The 19,886-nt window shown below is 67.8% G+C and carries 15 protein-coding genes; 3 read left to right on the forward strand and 12 right to left on the reverse strand.

Annotated elements, in window-relative coordinates:
• Positions 1 to 20: 20 nt before the first annotated feature.
• The 10 genes from mdcH to NSQ78_RS06160 form a co-directional block, all read right to left on the reverse strand.
• A complete protein-coding gene (gene mdcH / locus NSQ78_RS06115) occupies positions 21 to 941 on the reverse strand; it encodes a malonate decarboxylase subunit epsilon (RefSeq protein ID WP_064237875.1) in 921 nt (306 codons plus the stop codon).
• Positions 938 to 1,795, reverse strand: a complete 858-nt coding sequence (gene mdcB, locus NSQ78_RS06120; RefSeq protein ID WP_149901884.1) for a triphosphoribosyl-dephospho-CoA synthase MdcB — start codon at positions 1,793 to 1,795, stop codon at positions 938 to 940. Before mdcB ends, mdcH begins: the two co-directional genes overlap by 4 nt.
• Positions 1,792 to 2,433, reverse strand: a complete 642-nt coding sequence (gene mdcG, locus NSQ78_RS06125; protein WP_064237876.1) for a malonate decarboxylase holo-[acyl-carrier-protein] synthase — start codon at positions 2,431 to 2,433, stop codon at positions 1,792 to 1,794. The genes mdcB and mdcG overlap by 4 nt, the downstream gene beginning before the upstream one ends.
• The gene (gene mdcE, locus NSQ78_RS06130; protein ID WP_064237877.1) at positions 2,426 to 3,136 is read right to left on the reverse strand and encodes a biotin-independent malonate decarboxylase subunit gamma; all 711 of its coding nucleotides are present in this window, start codon (positions 3,134 to 3,136) and stop codon (positions 2,426 to 2,428) included. Before mdcE ends, mdcG begins: the two co-directional genes overlap by 8 nt.
• On the reverse strand, positions 3,133 to 4,041 hold the full coding sequence (locus NSQ78_RS06135) for a biotin-independent malonate decarboxylase subunit beta (protein ID WP_064237878.1): 909 nt from the start codon (positions 4,039 to 4,041) through the stop codon (positions 3,133 to 3,135). The genes mdcE and NSQ78_RS06135 overlap by 4 nt, the downstream gene beginning before the upstream one ends.
• The gene (gene mdcC, locus NSQ78_RS06140; RefSeq protein WP_053462440.1) at positions 4,038 to 4,358 is read right to left on the reverse strand and encodes a malonate decarboxylase acyl carrier protein; all 321 of its coding nucleotides are present in this window, start codon (positions 4,356 to 4,358) and stop codon (positions 4,038 to 4,040) included. Before mdcC ends, NSQ78_RS06135 begins: the two co-directional genes overlap by 4 nt.
• Positions 4,359 to 4,368: 10 nt before the next feature.
• The gene (gene mdcA / locus NSQ78_RS06145; RefSeq protein WP_339208130.1) at positions 4,369 to 6,012 is read right to left on the reverse strand and encodes a malonate decarboxylase subunit alpha; all 1,644 of its coding nucleotides are present in this window, start codon (positions 6,010 to 6,012) and stop codon (positions 4,369 to 4,371) included.
• A gap of 197 nt (positions 6,013 to 6,209) precedes the next feature.
• On the reverse strand, positions 6,210 to 8,402 hold the full coding sequence (locus NSQ78_RS06150; protein ID WP_064237880.1) for a TonB-dependent siderophore receptor: 2,193 nt from the start codon (positions 8,400 to 8,402) through the stop codon (positions 6,210 to 6,212).
• 269 nt (positions 8,403 to 8,671) lie between these two features.
• Positions 8,672 to 10,375 (reverse strand): malate dehydrogenase (quinone), encoded by a 1,704-nt coding sequence (gene mqo, locus NSQ78_RS06155; RefSeq protein WP_064237881.1) that lies wholly within the window; start codon positions 10,373 to 10,375, stop codon positions 8,672 to 8,674.
• A gap of 344 nt (positions 10,376 to 10,719) precedes the next feature.
• Entirely contained in the window at positions 10,720 to 11,625 is a 906-nt protein-coding gene (locus tag NSQ78_RS06160) for a LysR family transcriptional regulator ArgP (protein WP_049416399.1), read from the reverse strand.
• Between the two features lie 138 nt (positions 11,626 to 11,763).
• Here NSQ78_RS06160 and NSQ78_RS06165 point away from each other — a divergent pair, with 138 nt between their 5' ends.
• Entirely contained in the window at positions 11,764 to 12,399 is a 636-nt protein-coding gene (locus tag NSQ78_RS06165) for a LysE family transporter (RefSeq protein ID WP_049465197.1), read from the forward strand.
• 164 nt (positions 12,400 to 12,563) lie between these two features.
• Positions 12,564 to 14,552: a S9 family peptidase gene (locus NSQ78_RS06170; RefSeq protein WP_064237882.1), complete on the forward strand. Its 1,989-nt coding sequence runs from the start codon at positions 12,564 to 12,566 to the stop codon at positions 14,550 to 14,552.
• A 56-nt stretch (positions 14,553 to 14,608) separates the two neighbouring features.
• Here the strand turns inward: NSQ78_RS06170 and NSQ78_RS06175 are convergent, their stop codons facing one another.
• Positions 14,609 to 16,363: an oligopeptide:H+ symporter gene (locus NSQ78_RS06175; RefSeq protein ID WP_064237883.1), complete on the reverse strand. Its 1,755-nt coding sequence runs from the start codon at positions 16,361 to 16,363 to the stop codon at positions 14,609 to 14,611.
• A gap of 109 nt (positions 16,364 to 16,472) precedes the next feature.
• On the reverse strand, positions 16,473 to 17,621 hold the full coding sequence (locus NSQ78_RS06180) for a heparan-alpha-glucosaminide N-acetyltransferase domain-containing protein (protein WP_064239625.1): 1,149 nt from the start codon (positions 17,619 to 17,621) through the stop codon (positions 16,473 to 16,475).
• 199 nt (positions 17,622 to 17,820) lie between these two features.
• On the opposite strand from NSQ78_RS06180, the gene NSQ78_RS06185 reads away from it, so the two are divergent.
• Positions 17,821 to 19,785, forward strand: coding sequence for an oligopeptide transporter, OPT family (locus NSQ78_RS06185; protein WP_064237884.1), 1,965 nt, complete (start codon positions 17,821 to 17,823; stop codon positions 19,783 to 19,785).
• Positions 19,786 to 19,886: the final 101 nt, after the last annotated feature.

Here is a 19,886-nt window from a genome sequence, read left to right on the forward strand (position 1 = left end):
ATACGTACTGCTCGAACCCGTTACTGCCGCCGTTGCAGCGCACTGCGCACCCAGGCCGCAGCGCCTTCAAGGCTCTGGAACTCTTCCACCGCGCGTACCTCGCAGCACGGATAGGCCGGCGCGACCATGCGCGCCAATGCGTTGCCCGGGCCCAGCTGCAGGAACACCCGCGCGCCACGCTCGAAGGCCTGGCGCATCACCTGCGCCCATTCGATGGTCTGCGCCAGCTGCGCCGACAGCGTGTGGACCGCCGTTGTGCGATCCCGCACCGGTCGCGCGTCGATGCCGGCCAGCAGGGGCAGGCGTGGTGCCTGCATCTGCGCTGCTTCGAGCACGGCGGCAAACGATGCCACTGCGCCGGCCAGCAGTGGCGTGTGCGCGGGCACATGGACCGGCAACGGACGGATTTCGGCGCCGAAGGCCTGCGCGTCTGCCGCCAACGCGAGTAGCGACGGCCGTGCACCCCCCAGGATGAAGTGGTCATCACCATTGGCAATCGCGATGAACGCGCCGTGCGCATCGCACAGGCGCTGTGTGGCAATGCGGCCCAGCCCCAGGACTGCCAGGAGCCCGGCACCATCCGGACTGGCGGCATCCATCAGCCGCGCGCGCTGCGCGGCCAGGGCAAGGCAGGTCGGGGTGTCGAAGCTGCCGGCGATGGCATGTGCGGCCAACTCCCCGATGCTGTAGCCCGCGATCACAGTCGGCGTTGGCAACGCCTCGCGCAGGCCCTGCCAGTGCGCCAGGCTGGCCGCGCACAGCAGCGGCTGCGCCTTCGCATTGTCAAAGCGGTCGGCGGCCGCCGCGGCGGCGAATGCATCGCGGCCCAGCAGTTCATCCGTGGCATCGAGCACCGGCTGCGCGGCAGCAACGTCGCGCACGCGATCGAACATCGCCGCATGTTGCGCACCCTGTCCAGGGCAGAGCAGGGCAAGGCTCATGTGCGCTCCTGCTGCAGCAGGAAGAGGCTGCAGGCAAGCAGGTCGGCGCTGCCACCGGGGCTGAGGTGGCGTGCAACGAAGGCGTCGGCGATGACGTGCAGGCGCGGCCGCCAATCGTGTGCGAAGGCACCACCTTCGGCCAGGAAACGACGGGCCTGCTGCTGCGCCCAGCGCAGGCCTTCAGTACCACCGCGATGCAGCAGGTTGAGGTCGTCGGTGTGTGCGACCAGCTGCATCAGCGTGTGGCACATCGCGGCCTCGCGCGCCAGCCCATTGGCCAGTGCATCGCGCAGGACCGGCAGCGCCACCTCGCGCAACAGCGGGTAGCCGGCGGCGGCCTGTTCGCGCACGCCTGGCACCTTGTGCAGGGCGCGCGCACGTTGGCCCGGGCTGCCTGCATCCAGCGGTGCCCGTGCGAAGTCCGCAGCCCAGCGACGGACCTCCAGGCAGACCTGCTCACCGGTGGCCGCATGGCCCAAGCGGGAGCGGCAGGCCGCGGCGGCGGCCACCAACAGGCCGAGACTGAAGACCGCGCCACGATGGGTGTTGATGCCGCCGGTCGCGCGCAGCATCGCGGCTTCGGCGGCAATGCCACACCGGCGCATCGCCTCGAAGTCCGCCCCGGCTGCACCGAGGCGGGCCACCGCGGTGAAATAGTGGCGCAGCGCGAACAGGCTGCGCAGGAAGGTGCGCGCATCCATGTCGTGATGGCTGCCGCGGTCGAACGGCGTGACCAATCCCGGTTTTGGTGCCAGGGCCAGTTCTGCATGCAGGCTGGCAACGGCGAGGCGCCCCAGGCGCGCGCAGTCCACGGCGGCGGCCGGCCTGGCAGTCGGCTGCGCGACGGCGTTCATGCGTTCACCCCGGCGGGGGCGAATACGGACTCTCGCAGTTCCAGCGCGGCGCCGGCCGGGCGCTTGACCAGGACCTCGCGACTGCGCCCCGCGTATTCCCGCCAGTTCACGGCGGCGCCGTCGGCCAGGCACAGTTCGCCATCGACCCGTCGGCCGTATCGCGTTTCCCATGCCTGCAGCCTTGCAGCCAGGGCATCGGCCTGCGCGGTGGTGTCGATCCGCCACAGCAGATCGATGTCCGAGCGCGCGTGCACATAGTGCAGTCCAGTGAGGTGCTGCCAGGCGAACGCTCCGAATACGCGCGCCGCGGCGATGTCCTGCAGTGCCTGCAGGGGGCGCTGCCAGTCCTGCACCAGGTCGCCTTCCAGCACCGCCTGAAGCGCCGGTGGTGGCGCGGTGCGCAGCACATCGTGTGCCGGCACGCGCAGGGCCAGGCGCAGTTTGCCCTCGGCGGGGGGCAGCGGTACGCCCAGGCGCAGGCGGGGATCGGCATCGTCGGCGGCACGCCGGGCGACGATGGCCGGCAGGCCCTGCGCAAACCAGGCGGCCAAGCGCGGTTCATGCGCGGCGATGTCTGCCTGCCAGCCGGCGTACGCTGACAGCCAGACCAGCGTATGGCGGGGCAGCCGCTCAGGCATCGCCCTGGCTCACGGCTGTGGCCACGCGTGCGGCCAGCATGCGACCGCCGCGCTGAGCGCCGCGTGCGGCACGCAGGTCGCCTTCGAACGGCGCGCGCAGGGCCCGCAGCAGGTGCTGGGCAAGGTCGCCTTCCCACACCGATTCCACCGCGCCCATCGCCACGTAGTTGGCCACGCCCGGGGCGAACACCGGCGAGCTCTGGCTGAGCGCCTGCAGTTTCTCCAGCGGCTGCTTGGTCACCCGTGCCATCGCGCGCAGGTCCATTACCCGCACCTGCGCATCGGGCAGGGCGTGGATGTGGTCGGCCATCAGGCCGAAGGACAGGAAGCCACCGCTGACCGATTCGCCGTAGACCAGCGTGACCAGGCGCGCGCCACGCCGGCGCGCCAGGTCGAGCGTCTGCGCCAGATGTGCAAAGTAGCCATTGATGCCCAGCAGCTCATCGCGCCGCGCCAGGCGCTGGCCGGCGGTATCGGCCAGCATCACGATCGGCCGCTGCGGGTGCGCGGCGGTGCTGGCCAGCACGGCTTCGGCCAGGATGAGCGCATGGTCGACGCCGACCTCGATGCGGTCGGTGGTGCCGATCACGGTCACCTCGCCATCGTCGGTGGCTGCGCTGCCGGTCAGTACCGAATCGTCCACCGCAATGGCGTGCCCACGAGGGAACAGCGCATCGAACAGGGTCTGCAGCGGTGCAGTCATGGCAGGCTCCGGCCATCGGTGGCGGCGAGGAAGGCATCGGTGTCCAGCACTGGCAGCCGCTCGGGTTCGGCGATGCCCTGGCGGGCCCAGATCTCCAGACCGTCGCGGCAATCGCCCCAGGCCTGCACGCGTGCCTTCAACGCGGCGTGGCGGGCCTGCAGGGCGCTCAGCGCCGTGTCGGTATCGTTGCTGCTGGTGTCGGGCTGCAGCGCATTGGCTGCGGCCTGCGCGAACGCTGCGATGGTGTCGGGCACCAGCACCTGCGCCTGGTCGATCAGGTACCGGTGCTTGCCACCGGTCACGCGCCAGACCAGCGCGCGATCGCGTGAGTCGAACTCTTCCACGCCACGTACGGTCTCGATCACTTCCGGGCCGGACAGCGACAGGCGCCCCTCTTCGGACATGATGACCGTGGTGCAGCAGCGGGCGACGATGCCCATGCCGCCGAAGGCGCCGTTGCCGCTGCCGATCAGTGCGACCACCGGCACGCCGGCAGCGCGTGCACCCAGGGTGGCGCGCATGATTTCGGAAATGGCGATCAGCCCGGCGTTGGCTTCGTGCAGGCGCACGCCGCCGGTATCCAGCAGCAGCAGCACGCCGTCAGGCCGGGTGTCGGCGGCGCGGCGCAGCAGCCCGGTCAGCTTGGCGCCGTGCACCTCGCCCACGCCGCCGCCCATGAATGCACCCTGCTGTGCGGCCAGCAGCACGCGCTTGCCCTGCAGCGTGGCTTCGCCGACCACGATGCCGTCGTCGAACGCCGCGGGCTGGTCGAGCTGGGCCAGGTGCGGACTCGTCATCCGCCGCGCCGGGCCGAGGAACTCGCGGAACGAACCCGCGTCGACCAGCCCGGCAATGCGTTCGCGTGCATCGGCTTCGTAATAGCTGTGGCGTTGTACGTGGCTCATGGCTTGCCTCCGGCCAGCAGGGTTTCCACGGCCTGGTCCAGGCGCAGGCTGACCACCGCCGGGGTGGCACCGGCGTCATTGATCGACACGCGCACGTCGCGCAGCGGATGGCGTTGCGCAAAGTCGGCGATCACCGCCTGCCAGATGCTGCCGAAGCCCTGCGCAGCGGTGATGATGCGCACGGTCATCGCACCCTCCTGTGCCACAGGCTCCAGCAGGATCTCCAGGTTGCCCGAAGCCAGCACGCCCACCAGCACCGCATCGTGCGGGAACTGCACGCGGGTGCGGCCGTCGAATCGATAGTCGAGGGTTTCCATGCTCAGCCCCTTACCAGTTGCGGAAGCGCTTGGGCGGGTCGTACAGGCCGCCGGACCAGCGCACCAGGTCCTTCACCGACCGCGCCGCCAGCAGGTCACGGCTGGCATCGCGCACCGAGATACCGAGGTCGTCGGGACGACGGATCACGCCGCGGTCGCGCAGGTTCTCCACCATCGCGCGGTCGCGGCCCATGCCCACTGCGGTGTAGCTGGCCACGCCCCGGATCGCCTGTTCGCGTTCTTCCGGGGTGCGGCACAGCAGCAGGTTGGCGATGCCTTCCTCGGTCAGCACATGGCTGACGTCGTCGCCATAGATCATCACGGGCGGCAGCGGCATCTGCGCGCGCTCGGCCAGTTCCCAGGCATCGAGCCGTTCGACGAAGGCCGGTGCCATGTGCTCGCGGAAGGTCTCCACCATCTGCACCACCAGCTTGCGCCCGCGCGGCATCTCGCCCGGGCGCGCGGCCTGCTGGCCGGCCTTGATCCAGGCGTCGCTGGCATGGCGGCGACCACGTGCATCCGAGCCCATGTTCGGCGCGCCGCCAAACCCGGCGATGCGGTCGCGGGTGGCGGTGGAGCTGTTGCCCTGCAGGTCGACCTGCAACGTCGAGCCGATGAACATGTCACAGGCATACAGGCCGGCGGTCTGCGAGAACGCGCGGTTGGAGCGCATCGAGCCATCGGCACCGGTGAAGAACACATCGCTGCGTGCGGCGATGTACTTCTCCATGCCCAGTTCGGAACCAAAGGAATGCACCGACTTCACGAAGCCCGATTCGATCGCCGGAATCAGCGCCGGATGTGGATTGAGCGCCCAGTGCTGACAGATCTTTCCCTTCAGCCCGAGTGATTCGGCGTAGGTGGGCAGCAGTAGTTCGATGGCGGCCGTGTCGAAGCCGATGCCATGGTTGAGGCGGTTGACGCCGTACTCGGCGTAGATGCCTTTGATCGCCATCATTGCCATCAACACCTGGATCTCGGAGATCTGCGCCGGGTCGCGGGTGAACAGCGGTTCGATGTGGTTGGGACGCGGCGCCTGCACCACGAAGTTGACCCAGTCGGCGGGGATATCGACGCGGGGGAGGGTGTCGACGATCTCGTTGACCTGGGCAATGACGATGCCGCCACCAAACGCCGTGGCCTCGACGATCACCGGGGTGTCTTCGGTATTCGGCCCGGTGTACAGGTTGCCGTGGCGATCCGCGGCCTGTGCTGCGACCAGCGCTACGCGCGGGGTCAGGTCGATGAAGTAGCGGCCGAACAGCTCCAGGTAGGTGTGGATGGCGCCGATCTGGATGCGCCCCTCGGCCACCAGGTTGGCCAGCCGCACGGACTGCGGGCCGGAGAACGAGAAGTCCAGTTTCGAGGCGATGCCACGCTCGAATACATCCAGGTGCGAGGCCAGGGACAACACCGACTGCACCATGTGCAGGTCATGGACCCGCGCCGGGTCGAGGTCGGCCAGCGCCTGGGCGAGGAAATCGGCCTGCTTCTGGTTGTTGCCTTCCAGGCAGACCTTGTCGCCGGGTTCCAGCAGCGCATGCAGCAGGTCGCCGATGTCGCTGGCGGCAACGCTGCGTCCCCGGGCCCATGGCGCGGCCCGTTCCAGGCGCGTCTGGCGACTGCGTTCCAACGTATCCCAGCTCGGGTTCATCGACCGGCTTCCGATGGGTGGTGAAATAATTACGCCATAATTATGATGGCGGGCGCAACCTGCAGTGCAGCAAAAAGGAAGGGCCCGCGCGAGGCGGGCCCATTCAGGGATCCGGGTAGTGCCGGCCGCTGGCCGGCTCCACGCGATGCGGGAGGACGGGGAGCCGGCCAGCGGCCGGCACGGCCCTTTCCAGTCGCTCAGAACTTCCAGCGCAGGCTGGCCGACACGAAGCGCGGCTCGCCGTAGTTGTTGTAGTCCAGGTTGGCCCAGTAGGTCTTGTCCAGCGCGTTGCGCACGCTCAGCGTCGCGGTCCAGTTGTCGCTGATGCGGTAGTTGGCGTTGAACTGCACCAGGGTGTACGCCGGCTGGTTCACCGTCACCGTGCCGCCGAGCGGGTAGGCGATGTTGTAGCCCTGCACTCTGCTCTGCCACTGCAGGCCACCGCCGATGCTCAGGCGCTCGAGCGCGCCGCGCAGCTGCAACTGGGTGTTGAGCTGCAGCAGGTCCTTGGGCGGATTGGCGTACAGCAGGTCGGTGGCCGCGCGGGTCACCTTGACGTGGGTGTAGCCGGCATTGACCGTCCAGCCCGGCAGGATCTCGCCGTTGACGTCCATCTCCCAGCCGCGCGCCTTGGTGCCGTTGACGCCGATGTAGGCCGAGCTGCCGTCGCTCAGCGTGCCTTCCGGCACCCCCATGTCACGCACCGCGTAGTTGTCCTGCTTGGCTTCGAACACCGCCGCATTGGCGGTCAGGCGGCCCTCGAACCACTGCGTCTTGATGCCCGCTTCCAAGTTCGAACCCTGCACCGGCGCCAGCAGGTTCTCGTTGCGGTCCTTGTAGTTCTGCGGATTGAAGATCTCGGTGTAGCTGGCATAGGCCGACACGTTCGGGGTGATCTCATAGACCAGGCCCACGTACGGGGTGACCTCATCGCTCACCTTGTAGGCACCACTGGTGCCGGTGTAGGCGCCCGCCGCGTTGTAGGACCGGCTGAGGGTTTCCCATCGGCTCAGGCGCGCACCGGCAATCAGCGACAGCGGATCGGCCAGGTGCAGGCGGGTGGCCAGATAGACGCCGCTCTGCGTGGTCTTGGCCACGCGGCGTGCGCCGGTACGGGTGTAGGTCACCTCGGAGATGTCGCCGTTCCAGCTGTGCACGTTGGGAATGTAGTAGCAGCGTTCGCTGCCGCAGCGGGCCCAGTCGGTCGGGAAGTTCAGCGCCACGGTGTTCGTGGTGCCTTCCAGGTCCGACCATTGCGCGCCGACCGTGAGGTCGTGGTCGCGGCCGAACAGCGGGAAGCTGCCGGTCAGGTAGGCATCGACATTGCGGCGGGTGTCCTTGGAATCACCGGCGGCCGCGCGCAGGTAGATGCCTGCGCCGGTCACCGGGTCCGGGTTGCCGGTGCCGTACAGGCGCACGTTCTGCACGTTGCCGCGGGTGTAGGCGGTGTTGACCTTCAACAGCCAGTTGTCGCCGAAGCGCTGTTCCAGGTTGGCGAAGGCGGTGTTGCTCTCGCGCTTCCAGTAGCTCCACTTCGGCGACAGGTTGGTCGAGCGCGGCAGGTGCGCGAAGTTGCCCTGGTTGTCGAAGAACGGCACCGTGCCCCAGGTCGAGCCGGTCGGGTTGTTGTCCTGGGTCTGGTAGCCAAGGGTGACCGTGGTGCTGTCGGTGACATCGCCTTCCAGCACCGCCATGCCGGCCATCTTGTTCTCGTCGTAGCGGTCGTAGTACAGCCCGCGATCGGTATAGGCGGCGACCACGCGGCTGCGGAAGCGGCCGTCATCGGTCAGTGGTGCGGTCACGTCGGCTTCCATGCGGCGGTAGTCCCAACTGCCGGCACTGACCGAGAATGACGCGTCGAATTCCTTGCCGGGGCGCTTGCGCAGCAGGTTGACCGTGGCCGATGGCACGCCGGCGCCGCTGAGCAGGCCGTTGGCACCGCGGATCACTTCGATGCGGTCGTAGAAGGCGGTGTCGTATTCCTGATTGGTCGAGCCGCTGTAGGTGGGAATGCCGTCGACCTGGAAGTCGGTGATGGCAAAGCCGCGTGCGTAGTACAGCGGGCGCTGGGTGTCATAGAAGGACACGCTGACGCCGGTCACGTTGCGCATCACGTCGTTGATGCTGAACAGCGATTCGTCCTGCAGGCGCTGCAGGCTGATCGCGGTGGCCGACTGCGGGGTTTCCTGCAGGGTGATCGGCAGGCGCGTGGTGCTGGCCGGCGGAGCGGACTGCTCGGCACGCACGCTGACCCGGTCCAGGGTCTTGGCGTCGGCCGTGCCGTCGGCGGCGGCGAACGCGCTGGGCGTGGCCAGCAGGGCCATCGACGCAAGCAAAGCGGCCGGCAGCAGCGCACGGCGGGGCAGGCGGTTACGGAAGGTCAGGGACATGATGGGCTCGAAGCATTGAGGCGGGGAAGGGCGGCAACAGTCGTCCAGCACCCGGGGCGGCGGCTTCGGGCACGGTCAGGTTCATCCGGGAGACGCGCGGTTACCGCGCAGGATGCAAATGTAAATAATTCCCAACAACATTACAATTCGCTTCATTGCGGGGCGCTGCCACGCTCAGCGCCGCTGGCAGGGTCGGACTCCGTTGCCGCACAAACGCAAACGGCCACCCGAAGGTGGCCGCCTGCCTGCATCACGGGGAACGCGCCGGCTTACAGCGCCTGCAGTTCCTCGTTGGCGTTGCGCTTTTCCTTGGCCGGCGCCGGGGCCACTGGCGGTGCCGCGGCGGCCGGGCTGGGCGATGCTGCGTTCGCATCCACCGGCACCTCCAGGTACGGCAGGTGCAGGGTCTGGCTGGTCAGGGTACGGATCTCGTTCACCAGCGCGGCGCTGTCGTTGAGCTTGCGCCCGTACGACGGCACGATCTCGCGCAGGCGGGCTTCCCAGCCGGCCTTCATCTGCTCCGGGAAGGCCTTGGCCATCAGGTCCAGCATGATCGGCGGCGAGGTCGACGCACCCGGCGAGGCACCGAGCAGGGCCGCAAGGGTGTGGTCCTTGTCGGTCACGATCTCGGTACCGAACTGCAGCACCGGGCCCTTCAGCGGATCACGCTTGATGATCTGCACGCGCTGGCCGGCGGTGACCAGCTTCCAGTCGCCCGGCTTGGCATTGGGGAAGTACTTGACCAGCTCGGCCTGGCGGTCGGCATCGTTCAACCGCGCCTGGCCCATCAGGTACTGCACCAGGTCCAGGTTGTCCTTGCCCACTTCCAGCATCGGGCCGACGTTGTTGTGGTTCACCGACGAGTACAGGTCCCACCACGAGCCATGCTTGAGGAACTTGGTGCTGTACAGCGCGAACGGCCCGAACAGGACCACCGGCTTGCCGTCCAGCTTGCGTGCATCCAGGTGCGGCACCGACATCGGCGGTGAACCGGTTTCGGCCATGCCGTAGGCCTTCACGCCATGGCGCGAGGTCACGTCCTGGCCCTGGAAGGCAAGGAACTGGCCACCGACCGGGAAGCCGGCGTAGTCCTTCGACTCCGGAATGCCGGACATCTGCAGCAGCTTCAGCGCGGCGCCACCGGCACCGATGAACACGAAGCGGGCGTGGGTGGTGGACTCGGTGCCGGCCTTGAGGTCCTTCACCGTCACGTTCCAGCTCTTGTCGGCGTTCTGCCGCAGCGCGGTCACTTCATGGTTCAGGTGCAGGCTGAAGTTCGGGCTGCGCTGCAGGCCGCTGGTCAGCTGGCGGGTGATCACGCCGAAGTTGACGTCGGTGCCCAGCGGCATCCAGGTTGCGGCAACCTTCTGCTTCGGATCGCGGCCTTCCATCAGCAGCGGGGCCCACTGCCTGATCTGCGCCGGATCCTCGGAGTACTGCATGCCGTAGAACAGCGGGTTCTTCACCAGCGCCTGCTGGCGCTTGTGCAGGTAGGCGATGTTGTCATCACCCCAGACGAAGCTCATGTGCGGGGTCGGGTTGATGAAGTCGCTGGGCTGGCTCAGCCGCCCCTGCTTGACCTGGTGCGACCAGAACTGGCGCGAGACCTCGAACGATTCGGCGATGCCGACCGCGCGCTTGGTCTCGATGCTGCCGTCGGGCAGTTCCGGGGTGTAGTTCAGTTCGGCGAACGCCGAGTGGCCGGTGCCGGCGTTGTTCCAGCCATCGGAGCTTTCACCGGCGACGCCGTCGAGGCGTTCGTAGACCTGGATGTTCCAGTCCGGCTGCAGTTCCTGCAGGTAGGTGGCCAGAGTGATGCTCATGATGCCGGCGCCGACCAGCACAACATCGACGGGCTTGTCGTTGCTGGCGGCGGGCACCGAACGCTGGGTCAGCGGCCAGTACAGGAACAGCGCGGCGGCCAGCAACAGCAGCACGAGCAGGGCGAGAAGAGCCTTGCCAAATTTCTTCATGGGGGCGGGATCGTTGGCGGAGGGGAAGGGGTCAGGATGCGCGTGGGGCAGGGAAAGGGCGTGAAGAAACAACGCCTTGCAGCATCCAGCGGTGATTCTAACCGGAACCGGTCTGTTTTTGATGCAACGCAGCATCCGACCTTTCGCGGCCCGTCGCCGACAGTGTCGGGCAAGGCCAGGCAGCGCCCGAGTCAGACCCGTTCGAGGATCGGCCGATCAGTATCCGCATGACCCATGGACCCGGTGTGGAAAAAGGGGACGGAGGGGATTAAGTCGCATTTGCCTTGGATGTCGTATCGGCCTAAAGCGACTTAATCCCCTCCGTCCCCTTTTTGCGCTGTGCGTCAGCGCTTGCGCCGGATCAGTGCCGAGGAGGCATCCAGCACGGCGCGGGTCAGCAGCGCCATGGTCTGCACGTCGCCCTTCCAGTGCTGCCAGTACAGCGGCACGTCTTCCCACGCGCGCTGGCGCACGTAGACCAGTCGCCCGGCGTCCAGGTGCCGCTTGACCAGCGGCAATGGATTCATCGTCCAGCCCATGCCGCCCAGGTTGGCCTGCACGAAGGCGCGCGTGGACGGAATCCACCAGGTCGGTGCGGTGCTGGGCAGGTCGTCGCCGGCCATGCGCCGGGCGAAGCGCGACTGCATTTCGTCCTTGCGGTTGAACACCAGTACCGGCGCCTGTGCCAGCGCCTGCGCGGTCACGCCCTTGGCGAAGTGGCGTTCGCGGAATTCGGGGGTGCAGGTCGCTGCATAGCGGATGCTGCCCAGCGCATGGATCTGGCAGCCCTGCACCGGCTCGTCCAGCGTGGTCACCGCGCCCAGCACCGTGCCCTGGCGTAGCAGCTCCACCGTGTGGTCCTGGTCTTCCACCCGCAGGTCCAGGGTGGTGCCGGTGGTCTGTGCGAACTGGTAGGCGGCCTGCGGAAACCAGGTTTCCAGGCTGTCGTGGTTCACCGCCACCGGGATGCTGGCCTGGGGCAGGTCCTCATCGGCCAGGCCCATGCGGTGCAGCGCATCGTGTTCCAGCAGGGCGGTCTGCTCGGCCAGCTGCACCAGCAACTGGCCCTCGGCGGTCGCGGTGGCCGGGGTGCCACGCTTGACCAGCAGGCGGCCGATCCGGTCCTCCAGCGCCTTGACCCGCTGCGAGATGGCCGAAGGCGTGACATTCAGTGACTGCGCGGCGCGGTCGAAGCTGCCTTCGCGGATGACCGCGGCCAGGGCGCGCAGCTGGGCATGATCGATGCGCATCGAATTAAGCTCCGCTAATGTTGGTTTAGGAAGTTTAGCTCGTCTTTTTCATGTTGCGGCGCGACAATGGCGCCCGTTCCGGTGCTGTCCGCCTTCGCGAGGCACTGTCCCCCCAAGCAATACAAGGCAGTGAATCCCATGTTCTCGGTCATCTCCGCCAGCACCGGCCTCGGTGCCTGGTTCTCTGGTGCAGCTACCGGCATCGGCCTGTTCGCCGTGGTCGGCGCCCAGAGCGCCTTCATTCTGCGCCAGGGCATCCTGCGCAAGCACATCGTGCCGGTGGTCGCCACCTGCGCGGCCATCGATGCCATCTTCATCTTCGCCAGCGTGGCCGGCCTGCGCACGCTCACCTCGGCGCTGCCGTGGCTGACCAGCGCCGTGCTGTGGACCGGCGTGGCCTTCCTGGCCTGGTATGCGATGAAGTCGGCACGCCGTGCGATCGCCGGTGGCGGTGGCATGGGCGACGCCGACAGCGACGACGGCAGCCGCCGCGCGGTGCTGATCGCCGCGGTCGGCTTCTCGCTGATCAATCCGCACTTCTGGCTGGACATGATGGTGATCGGCTCGATCGCCGAGAACTTCGGCAACGCCCGCATGGCCTTCGCCGCCGGCGTGGTCACCGCCAGCTGCCTGTGGCTGACCGCGCAGGGACTCGGCGCGCGCCTGCTGGCGCCGCTGTTCACCAAGCCCAGCACCTGGCGCGTGCTCGACGGCACCATCGCGGTGATCCTCAGCATCCTGGCCCTCATGTTGGCGGTGCGCGGGGTCCACTGACCCGGCGCACGTCCCCCCGAACCCACGTCCTGACTCTCTCTCCAAGGTAGTGGCAACGACGGCACCGGCAACGGTGCCGTCGTCTTTTCCGGCTCTGGCGGGAAACCCATGGCCCTGCCTAGAATCGGCCACCAGGACAAGGTGTCCACAGGAGCAGGGGAAGGATGCACAAGACGATTCTGGCGGCCGCACTGGCCGTCATCGGGGGCGTTGCCGCAGGCAGCGTGGGGGCGGTGGACCTGACGCAGTACCTGCGTCGGGAGAGCTTCACCGATATCAAGATTTCGCCGGGGGGCGAGTATGTGGCGGCGACGGTGCCGATGGAGGACGCCACCGCGATCGCCGTGCTGCGGTTGAAGGACAAGCAGATGGTCGGCAGTTTCCGGCCACCCAGCCGCAACCACGCGCAGGAATTCGACTGGGTCAGCAACGAGCGCCTGCTGATCGGCCTGGCCCAGAAGTGGGGCTCGCTCGACCAGCCCAATCCCACCGGCGAACTCTACGCCATCGATGCCAACGGCAATCGCGGCGAACTGCTGGTCGGCTACCGCGTGGAGAGCAACGGCCCGGGAACCCGCATCCAGCCGAAGAAGGTCGAAGCGGTGGCCGCCTTCCTGGCCGACGACCTGCCGGGCGATGAGCGCAACGTGCTGGTGACCGTATGGCCGCTGGCCGAGGATCCGTTCACCCGCGTCGACCGCATGGATGTGACCACGGGGCGTCGCTCGCGGGTGGCGTCTTCGCCGGTACGGCGCGGCGAATTCACCACCGATGGCGCCGGCGAAGTGCGCTTCGTGCACGGCTCGGGCAGCGACAACGTCAACAAGCTGTATTTCCGCGAACGCAGCGGCGACACCTGGAAGCTGATCAACGACGAGGCCGTCAGCAAGCGCATCGAAACCGCCCTCGGCTTCTCGGCCGATGACAGCGTGGCCTACCTCAACGTCGAGCAGACCCAGGGCCCGGATGCGATCGTCAGCTGGAACCCGCAGACCGGCGAGCGCGCCACGCTGCTGCGCGACGAGGTGGTCAATCCGTACCGCATCATCCATCGCCCTGGCACCCATGTGCCGGTCGGCGCGCTCTACCTGGGCGATACGCCACGTACCCGGTTCTTCGACGAGAAGTCGCCGGAGGCACGCCTGTATCGCAGCCTGGAAGCCGCCCTCGGGGGCGCCGTCTACATCACCTCCAGCACCCGCGACGGCCGCGTCGTGCTGGTGGAAACGTGGTCGGGCTCGAACCCGGGCGATTTCTACGTGTACGACACCGTCGCGCGCAAGGCCGACCATCTGATCAGCCGCAGCGACTGGATCGACGTCGAGAGCAGCGCCAGCGTGAAGCCGATTGCATTGAAGGCCCGCGACGGTCTGCCGCTGCACGGCTTCCTGACCCTGCCGGCCGGCAGCAACGGCCGCAACCTGCCGATGGTGGTTATGCCGCATGGTGGCCCGTTCGACGTCTTCGATTCCGGCCAGTACGACCGCGAAACCCAGATGCTGGCCGCCGCCGGTTATGCCGTGCTGCAGGTCAATTTCCGCGGGTCGGGCAACTACGGCCGGGCCCACACCCAGGCCGGTGCACAGCAGTGGGGCGCGGCGATGCAGGATGATGTCACCGATGCCACCCGCTGGGCGATCAGCGAAGGCATCGCCGACGGCCGTCGCATCTGTATCTACGGCGCCAGCTACGGGGCCTACTCGGCGATGATGGGGGCCGCGCGCGAGCCCGGGTTGTACCAGTGCGCGGCCGGCTATGTGGGTGTCTACGATCTGCCGATGATGTACACCCGCGGCGACATCCAGGACCGCGGCTCAGGCGTGACCTACCTGCGCGAATGGCTGGGTGACCCGGCCAAGCTGGGCGCGGTGTCTCCGGTGAACCTGGCCGAACGGATCAAGGTGCCGGTGTTCCTGGCCGCCGGTGGCGAAGACAAGCGCGCGCCGATCCAGCATACCGAGCGCATGGAAGCGGCGCTCAAGCGCGCCGGCACGCCGGTGGAAAGCCTGTACTACAAGACCGAAGGCCACGGCTTCTACACCGAGGCGCATCGCAGCGAGTACTACGACAAGCTGCTGGCGTTCCTGGCGCGCAGCCTGGGGGGCAAGACCGCGACGACCGCGCCCGCGGCCGGCAAGGACAAGGCGCCCTGAGCTGACAGGGCGGCGGATGATCGTTCCGCCGCCCTGGTTTTCCACATGTGCGCGGTTTACTTCACCCCGTGCATCATCTTCTTCAGCAGCGGCGCGGCGAGGAAGGCGGCCAGCGCGCAGCCCAGGCCGATCCACATCAGCAGCCAGAACAGGTGCGCATAGGCGCCTGCGGCAGCCACCATGTCCAGCGATTCGCCTTCCGGCACCTCGATCGCGGCCAGCTTGCCGAACAGGGCCGCCAGCGTTTCCGAGAACGCGGTAGCCAGGAACCAGGTGCCCATCATCAGGCTCATCACCCGCGGCACGGCCAGCTGGGTCACTGCCGACAGGCCGACCGGCGACAGGCACATCTCGCCGCTGGCCAGCAGGAAGTAGGCCAGCACCAGCCACCACACGCTGGCCATCTCGCCGGTCGCGCCGACCTGCTGAGCAGCCAGCGCCAGCGGCACGAACGACAGCGCGGCGATCACCAGGCCCCAGGCGGACTTGACCGGCTTGCCCGGTTCCCAGCCGCGGCGGTCCATCCAGGTCCACAGCGCGGCGAAGGCCGGTGCCAGCAGCACCAGGAACAGGCCACCGAGATAGGTGAGCGAACCGGCGGTCTGCGGAATCACCAGGCAGTCGCGCACCAGCAGCACCAGCATCAGCACGACAATGGCGGCAAAGAACGCGCGCGGTGCGGCCGAACCCGGGCGCCGTTCCGACAGGCGCGCGCTGACCACGAAGCCCAGCGGTGCCAGCAGCAGCGAGAGGATCGACCACGGCAGCGGCGTGCCGCCGGTGATCACCAGCGCGGGCACGATGTCCTTGGTCAGCAGGCGGTCGGTGAAGGTCACCCACGAGCCGTAGGACTGCTCGTACATCGTGAAGAACACCAGCGCCAGGAAGATCAGCACCATCAGCGCGATCATCTGCTGGCGCTGCACCGGCGTGCATTTCGTGCCGGTGAACCAGGCGAACCAGACCAGCACGCCGCCCAGCACCACCAGCATCAGCATCAGCGCCAGGCTGATTTCACCGCCCAGCGCGAACGCGCCGTTGCCCGCGGCCCACATCAGCCACGCCACCGGCAGCACAGCGAGCACCGCGCACAGATAGATGAGCCATTCGCGCGGCAGGCCCAGCACCTTCTGCTTCAGCGCCGCCGGTTGCGGTGGTTCGGCATGGCCCTGCAGGTACTTCTGGCCCCACAGGAACATCGCCAGGCCGGCCAGCATGCCGATACCGGCCGCACCAAAACCGTACTTCCAGCCGTAAGCCTCACCGAGGAAGCCACACACCAGCGAAGAGAACAGCGCGCCCAGGTTGATGCCGGCGTAGAACAGGGAGAAGCCCGAATCACGACGCGGGTCGTCCTTGGCGTACAGCTTGCCGACGATGGTGGAGATGTTCGGCTTCAGGAAGCCGACGCCCATGATGATCAGCGCCAGCGACAGGTAGGTCACCGCCAGCGCCGAGGTGTCGCGCACCACTTCGCCGTTCACCCGGTACGCCGCATGGCCTTCGAAGGCCATGCCGAGGTGGCCGAGCACCAGCAGGATGCCGCCGAACAGCACCGCCCGGCGCATGCCCAGCCAGCGGTCGGCCAGCATGCCGCCGAACACCGGGATGCAGTACACCAGGCCACCGTAGGCACCGAGCAGGTCCAGGCCGGCCTTGTCGCCGAACAGGTGGTACTTGGTCAGGTACAGCAGCAGCAGCGCCTTCATGCCGTAGAAGGAGAAGCGCTCCCACATCTCGGTGAAGAAACAGACGTAGACGCCCTTGGGATGACCCAGGAAGTCGTCGGAAGCGGAGGCGGCAACGGTCATCGACGGTGGGGACAGCGGAAAGGGCGCGATTATAGGCCTCTGCGCCTGGGCAGGCAGCCGCCGGTGGATCCACGCCATGCAGGGATCGCGCTTCCCCGGCGGCCGCCGCTCACAGGTATCGCAACCATGGCAGATCGCGCCTTCGCGCTTTGAACCGCGCAAACGCCCGCGTCGGCGGGTACAGCCCCACGGCCAGCGCACAGGCCACCAGCAGCAGGCCGCTGATCGAATCCAGCGCATACAGCGTGTCCTGGGTCGGGCCCCACGCAGCCAACGCGGCCAGGTACAGCCCCTTCAACACGTACAGGTGCAGCAGGTAGAAGAACATCGGCGCGGCGCCGATATCGGCCAGCGGCTGCAGTGCCCGCGCCAGCGGCGGCCATTCGTACAGCCGCAGCAGCAACAGTCCCACCCCCAGGGTCAGCAGCAGGAACTGCAAGGACGGCGGGTACTTGGTGACGTTGAAGATGCTCAGCCAGGTACGCAGCGTGGTGGCCTGGTACTGCCAGGGCGCATCGCCGTAGTCGTTGGCGAAGCGCAGCAGCACGAACAGGGCCAGCGCGCCGACGCCCGCCCACAGCAGCCAGCGCTGGCGCTGCTCCGGCGCGTGCTCGCGGCCGAACCACGGCCCCATCAGGTAGCCCAGCGCAATCACCCCGATCCAGGGCAGCAGCGGATAGGACGTGCGCAGGCGCAGCGTGCCGGCCTCGATCCAGTCACGCTGATGCAGCACCTTCCATACCACGGCGAGCAGGCCGTTGCCCTGCACCCGCACACCATCCAGCAGGTTGTGCCCGGCCACCACCGCGACCGCAACCGCCAGCAGGACGGGGCGGGGCAGCCACAGCAGGCCGGCCAGCGCGATCATGCTCAGCCCGATGGCCCAGATCACCTGCAGGTACAGCGTTTGCGGCGGCAGCTGGAAGGTCCAGGCGAAATTCACCAGGGTCAGCTCCAGCACCACCAGGAACAGCCCGCGCTTGAGCAGGAACGCGGCGGTGGCCCCGCGCGGATCCGCCTGGCGCTGGCCGTACAGCCAGGCCGACAGCCCCGTCAGCAGCACGAACACGGGGGCGCACAGGTGGGCCAGCAGGCGGCAGGCGAACAGCGCAGGAGAGACCGTGGCTGCGTCCATCGGGTCGCTCACCTGGTGCTGCAGGAAGAAGGTCTCGCGCACATGGTCGAGCAGCATCAACAACATGACGGTGCCGCGCAGCTGGTCGATGGAGGCCAGGCGGGAAGGGGAGGAAGGGGGCATGCGATGCGGCAACGACAGGGCAGCATTAAGATATAACATATCAATTGCGGCGATCCCAGCCGGACTTTGCCGGGTCTGCCGATTCCGGGGCCACGCACCGCGCTGTTGCGCTGCGGCGGCCGCCCCATCCTTTGGCACGCTGGACTTGATCTGCCCTGAACGCTAGCGTGGCAGGGATTTTTTGCCAGCAGGGGCTTCCATGAACCACGACGCTGCGCCCAAGCAGCTCACCTTCCGCGCAGTGGCCCTGGCCATCGTGCTGGCGGTGGTGCTGTCGGCCGCAAACGCCTACCTCGGTCTGTTCGCAGGCCTGACCATCGCCACCGCCATTCCCGCCGCGGTGATTTCCATGGGCGTGCTGCGCCTGCTGGGCGGTGGCTCCATCCTCGAGAACAACATCGTGCAGACCGGCGCCTCGGCCGGTTCGTCGATCGCCGCCGGTGTGATCTTCACCATCCCGGCGCTGGTGATCATGGGCTACTGGCCGGACTTCAAGTACTGGTGGGTGCTGGGCATCGCCGGCCTCGGCGGCCTGCTGGGCGTGCTGTTCTCGGTGCCGCTGCGCCGTTCGATGATCGTCGAAGACCCGCTGCCGTTCCCGGAAGGCAAGGCGGCAGCCGAAGTGCTCAAGGCCGGTGAGAACCCGGGGCCGGGCCTGAAGATCCTCGGCCTGTCGGCGGTGATCGGTGCCTTCGTCAAGCTGGCCGCGGAAAGCGGCATGCGCCTGATTCCCGATGCCTGGGCCACCTCGGCCTACGTCGGCAGCTCCAAGGTCACCGCCTTCATCGGCACCAACCTGTCGCCGGCACTGCTGGGCGTGGGCTACATCGTCGGCCTCAACGTCGGCATCGTGGTGGTGTCCGGCTCGATCCTGACCTGGCACATCGCCATTCCGATCTACCAGGCGTTCTTCATGAACACCGATCCGGCACTGGCCGCGTCGGTCGCCGCCGCCTCGTCCACCGAGGCCGCGTTCGCCATCTGGGGCGCGAAGATGCGCTACCTGGGTGTCGGCGCGATGCTGATCGGTGGCATCTGGACGTTGATCTCGCTGCGCAAGTCGCTGCTCAACGGCGTCAAGAGCGGCTTTGCCGCCGCCCGCAAGAGCGGTGGCCCGGTGCTGGCGCACACCGAGCGCGACCTGCCGATGAAGTGGATGCTGGTCGCCCTGGTGGTCTTCGTGCTGCCGCTGCTGGCCCTGTACCAGGCCATCGTCGGTCAGTGGCACGTGTCCATCCCGATGACCCTCATCATGATCGTTGCCGGCTTCCTGTTCGTTTCGGTCTCGGCCTACCTGGCTGGCCTGATCGGCTCGTCCAACAACCCGGTTTCGGGCATCACCATCTCCACCATCCTGTTCGCTTCGGCCGTGCTGGTGGTGCTGCTGGGCGCCGATGGCCTCAAGCCGGTCGGTGCCGGCGGGGCGCCGCTGGGTGCGGTGGCCGCGATCATGATCGGCGCGGTGGTGTGCTGTGCCGCCGCCGTCGGTGGTGACAACCTGCAGGACCTCAAGGCCGGCTACATCGTTGGCGCCACCCCGTGGAAGCAGCAGCTGATGCTGGGCATCGGCGCGTTCTCGTGCGCGCTGATCATGGCCCCGGTGCTGAACCTGCTGGCCACCGCCTACGGCATCGGCGTGAAGTCCGAGCTGCACCCCAACGCGCTGGCTGCGCCGCAGGCCAACCTGATGGCCTCGGTGGCCAAGGGCCTGTTCGGTGGTGAACTGCCGTGGACGTTCATCGGCATCGGTGCCGTGGTCGGTGCCGTCATCATCGCCTTCGACAGCTGGCTGAAGGCGCGCAACGCCCGCTTCCGCGTGCCGGTGCTGGCCGCCGCCATCGGCATCTACCTGCCGCTGGAGCTGATGGTGCCGATCTTCCTCGGCGGCCTGATCGCCCACCTGGTCGAGCGCTTCCACAAGGTGCGTGCCGATGACGAAGAAGGCCGCGACCGCGTGCACAAGCCGGGCGTGCTGTTCGCCGCTGGCCTGATCACCGGCGAAGCGCTGATGGGCATCGCCATCGCGATTCCGATCGTGGTCAGCAGCCGCGCCGACGTGCTGGCCGTGCCGTTCCACCTGCCGGGCGCACAGTGGATCGGCCTGGCCGTGCTGTTCCTGGTCGGCTGGCTGATCTACCGCACCGGCAAGTACGCCAAGGCGTAAGGGAAGGGTAGTGCCGGCCGCTGGCCGGCAACGCCAACGCAATGCCGGCCAGCGGCCGGCACTACCGCAGACCCCGCTTCGGCGGGGTTTGCCTTTTCTGG

Origin of the sequence: Stenotrophomonas sp. FSL W7-1447, assembly GCF_037966425.1 — a bacterium.
Classification (GTDB): domain Bacteria; phylum Pseudomonadota; class Gammaproteobacteria; order Xanthomonadales; family Xanthomonadaceae; genus Stenotrophomonas; species Stenotrophomonas pavanii.

Bases quoted from the DNA above. Each gene is read 5' to 3' on its own strand.
- mdcC (WP_053462440.1), bottom strand. From the start codon at position 4,358: ATGGAAACCCTCGACTATCGATTCGACGGCCGCACCCGCGTGCAGTTC.
- NSQ78_RS06170 (WP_064237882.1), top strand. From the start codon at position 12,564: ATGCACAAGACGATTCTGGCGGCCGCACTGGCCGTCATCGGGGGCGTT.
- NSQ78_RS06185 (WP_064237884.1), top strand. From the start codon at position 17,821: ATGAACCACGACGCTGCGCCCAAGCAGCTCACCTTCCGCGCAGTGGCC.
- NSQ78_RS06150 (WP_064237880.1), bottom strand. From the start codon at position 8,402: ATGTCCCTGACCTTCCGTAACCGCCTGCCCCGCCGTGCGCTGCTGCCG.
- NSQ78_RS06165 (WP_049465197.1), top strand. From the start codon at position 11,764: ATGTTCTCGGTCATCTCCGCCAGCACCGGCCTCGGTGCCTGGTTCTCT.
- mdcG (WP_064237876.1), bottom strand. From the start codon at position 2,433: ATGCCTGAGCGGCTGCCCCGCCATACGCTGGTCTGGCTGTCAGCGTAC.
- NSQ78_RS06180 (WP_064239625.1), bottom strand. From the start codon at position 17,621: ATGCCCCCTTCCTCCCCTTCCCGCCTGGCCTCCATCGACCAGCTGCGC.
- NSQ78_RS06175 (WP_064237883.1), bottom strand. From the start codon at position 16,363: ATGACCGTTGCCGCCTCCGCTTCCGACGACTTCCTGGGTCATCCCAAG.
- mdcB (WP_149901884.1), bottom strand. From the start codon at position 1,795: ATGAACGCCGTCGCGCAGCCGACTGCCAGGCCGGCCGCCGCCGTGGAC.
- mdcE (WP_064237877.1), bottom strand. From the start codon at position 3,136: ATGACTGCACCGCTGCAGACCCTGTTCGATGCGCTGTTCCCTCGTGGG.
- NSQ78_RS06160 (WP_049416399.1), bottom strand. From the start codon at position 11,625: ATGCGCATCGATCATGCCCAGCTGCGCGCCCTGGCCGCGGTCATCCGC.
- mqo (WP_064237881.1), bottom strand. From the start codon at position 10,375: ATGAAGAAATTTGGCAAGGCTCTTCTCGCCCTGCTCGTGCTGCTGTTG.
- NSQ78_RS06135 (WP_064237878.1), bottom strand. From the start codon at position 4,041: ATGAGCCACGTACAACGCCACAGCTATTACGAAGCCGATGCACGCGAA.
- mdcA (WP_339208130.1), bottom strand. From the start codon at position 6,012: ATGAACCCGAGCTGGGATACGTTGGAACGCAGTCGCCAGACGCGCCTG.
- mdcH (WP_064237875.1), bottom strand. From the start codon at position 941: ATGAGCCTTGCCCTGCTCTGCCCTGGACAGGGTGCGCAACATGCGGCG.